Origin of the sequence: Bradyrhizobium sacchari (genome assembly GCF_002068095.1) — a bacterium.
Taxonomy (GTDB): Bacteria; Pseudomonadota; Alphaproteobacteria; order Rhizobiales; family Xanthobacteraceae; genus Bradyrhizobium; species Bradyrhizobium sacchari.
The window spans coordinates 1-3130 of record NZ_LWIG01000027.1 but is presented as its reverse complement, the minus strand read 5'-3'; the positions used below and the strand labels follow the sequence as shown (position 1 = coordinate 3130).

Annotated in this window: 2 protein-coding genes; both read left to right on the top strand. The window is 68.5% G+C overall.

Going from position 1 to position 3130, the window contains the following annotated elements; translation table 11 throughout:
• A partial coding sequence (locus A5906_RS26915) for a methyl-accepting chemotaxis protein (RefSeq protein ID WP_080137756.1) occupies positions 1-1171 on the top strand: 1171 nt, incomplete at its 5' end.
• Between the two features lie 266 nt (positions 1172-1437).
• On the top strand, positions 1438-3130 hold a 1693-nt coding region (locus A5906_RS26910), incomplete at its 3' end, for a methyl-accepting chemotaxis protein (protein ID WP_080138291.1).

Sequence of the window (3130 nt, the reverse complement as noted above, 5' to 3'; positions counted from 1 at the left end):
CTACGGCCTCTATGTCGACGACATCGACGCCGACGTGCGTGCCCTGACGCTGGAGCTGGCCGCGATCGGCGTCGGCCTGATGCTGCTGATGGCGACCATGTCCTGGCTGATCGCCCGCGACGTGCTCGGTGCGCTCGACCGCCAGAAGAACCGTATGCAGGCGATTTCCGAGGGCGCCATCGACAAGCCGGTCGAGGAGACCGACCGCGGCGACGAGATCGGCCGCATGGCCGAGACCCTCGAAGTCCTCAGGCAGACCGCGCTGACGGCCCGCAATCTGGAGGCCGAGCAGGTCGCCGCCAAGTCGCGCAGCGAGCAGGAGAAGCGCGAGGCGCTGATTGCACTTGCCGACCGCTTCGATGCCTCCGTCGGCCAGCTCGTCGGCCTGATGGCCTCCGGCTCCGGCGAGCTCGAGACCACCGCCAAGTCGATGTCGTCCACCGCCGAGGGCACCAACCGCCGCGCCGCCGTGGTCGGCTCGGCCGCCAATGAGGCCAGCCAGCGCGTCCAGACCGTGGCCGCCGCGGCGGAAGAACTCTCCTCCTCCATCACCGAGATCAGCCGCCAGGTCGCGCAGTCCGCCGAGGTGACCGGCCGCGCCGTGGACAGCGCCCGTCGCACCGACACCATCGTACGTGCGCTCTCGGACGGCGCCCAGCAGATCGAGCACGTCGCCGAGCTGATCTCCAGCATCGCGGCGCAGACCAATCTGCTCGCGCTCAACGCCACCATCGAGGCGGCGCGCGCGGGCGAAGCCGGCCGCGGCTTTGCCGTCGTCGCTTCCGAGGTGAAGTCGCTGGCGAGCCAGACCGCGGAGGCCACCCGCGAGATCGGCGACAAGATCGCCCAGATCCAGGGCGCCACCAGGGAGGCCGTGGACGCCATCGGCGGCATCACCGCCACCATCGAGGAGGTCAGCCGCATCGCCACCTCGATTGGCGCGGCCATCGAGGAGCAAGGCGCCGCCACCGCCGAGATCGCCCGCAGCGTCTCGCAGACGGCGGAGGCAACCAGGGAGGTCACCACCAATATCGGCGGCGTCTCCACCGCCGCCAACGAGACCGGCAATGCCGCCGGCATGGTGCTCGCGGCGGCCTCAAACCTGTCCAAGCAGGCCGAGCAGCTCTCCGGCGAAGTCGGGACGTTCCTGAAAGGCGTGCGCGCGGCGTAAGCCGCGCGACGTCCGCGGCTCGAACACGACGTGCATCGACGAATCGATGCGTCGATTGAGCCGGCGCTCGACCGCGTAAACACGACGATCCCAATCTTTCCCGGACACGTCGCCGCAGGCGTCGGCCTCACACCTGCATATGCGTGTCCACGGCTGCGCGAATTGCGGCGCTTCTGAACGCGCCATCCGCTGCATTCAGGAATGGTAAGAACTTCCTGATACGGCTGCGCGAGAACAAGCATTCTACAACCGCTCCCGAGGCCGTCATGACGCTGCTCTCTCATCTGAAGATCCGCACCAAGCTCGCCAGCATGGTCTGCCTCGCGGCACTCACGGTCACCGCGCTCATCGTTGCATCGGCCTATCTCAGCAAGACCCGCATGCTCGACGATCGCGCGCGCCAGATGCAGACGGCGGTCGATCTGCTGCACGGCTTCGCGCAGTCGCTTCATGACGAGGTCGCCGCCGGCAAGATGACGCTTGCCGACGCGCAGGCCCAGTTCAAGCTGCGCGGCCGGCAGATGAAGTTTGGCGGCGGCCAGGGCTATCCCGTCGTCTACACTGCCGATTCAACCGTCATGATGAACGGCGGCGCGCCTCAGCTCGAGGGCAAGAACAACGGCATCAAGGATGCCAATGGCATCGTGATCGGCGATGCCACCGTCAACACAGCCAGGCAGGCCCCCGAAGGCGCCGTCCTGTCCTATCTTTTCCCGCGTCCGGGCGAGACCGTTCCGGTTCGCAAAATGGTGTTCGCTCGCTACTTTACTCCCTGGAACGTCGCAATTGCCTACGGCCTCTATGTCGACGACATCGACGCCGACGTGCGTGCCCTGACGCTGGAGCTGGCCGCGATCGGCGTCGGCCTGATGCTGCTGATGGCGACCATGTCCTGGCTGATCGCCCGCGACGTGCTCGGTGCGCTCGACCGCCAGAAGAACCGTATGCAGGCGATTTCCGAGGGCGCCATCGACAAGCCGGTCGAGGAGACCGACCGCGGCGACGAGATCGGCCGCATGGCCGAGACCCTCGAAGTCCTCAGGCAGACCGCGCTGACGGCCCGCAATCTGGAGGCCGAGCAGGTCGCCGCCAAGTCGCGCAGCGAGCAGGAGAAGCGCGAGGCGCTGATTGCACTTGCCGACCGCTTCGATGCCTCCGTCGGCCAGCTCGTCGGCCTGATGGCCTCCGGCTCCGGCGAGCTCGAGACCACCGCCAAGTCGATGTCGTCCACCGCCGAGGGCACCAACCGCCGCGCCGCCGTGGTCGGCTCGGCCGCCAATGAGGCCAGCCAGCGCGTCCAGACCGTGGCCGCCGCGGCGGAAGAACTCTCCTCCTCCATCACCGAGATCAGCCGCCAGGTCGCGCAGTCCGCCGAGGTGACCGGCCGCGCCGTGGACAGCGCCCGTCGCACCGACACCATCGTACGTGCGCTCTCGGACGGCGCCCAGCAGATCGAGCACGTCGCCGAGCTGATCTCCAGCATCGCGGCGCAGACCAATCTGCTCGCGCTCAACGCCACCATCGAGGCGGCGCGCGCGGGCGAAGCCGGCCGCGGCTTTGCCGTCGTCGCTTCCGAGGTGAAGTCGCTGGCGAGCCAGACCGCGGAGGCCACCCGCGAGATCGGCGACAAGATCGCCCAGATCCAGGGCGCCACCAGGGAGGCCGTGGACGCCATCGGCGGCATCACCGCCACCATCGAGGAGGTCAGCCGCATCGCCACCTCGATTGGCGCGGCCATCGAGGAGCAAGGCGCCGCCACCGCCGAGATCGCCCGCAGCGTCTCGCAGACGGCGGAGGCAACCAGGGAGGTCACCACCAATATCGGCGGCGTCTCCACCGCCGCCAACGAGACCGGCAATGCCGCCGGCATGGTGCTCGCGGCGGCCTCAAACCTGTCCAAGCAGGCCGAGCAGCTCTCCGGCGAAGTCGGGACGTTCCTGAAAGGCGTGCGCGCGGCGT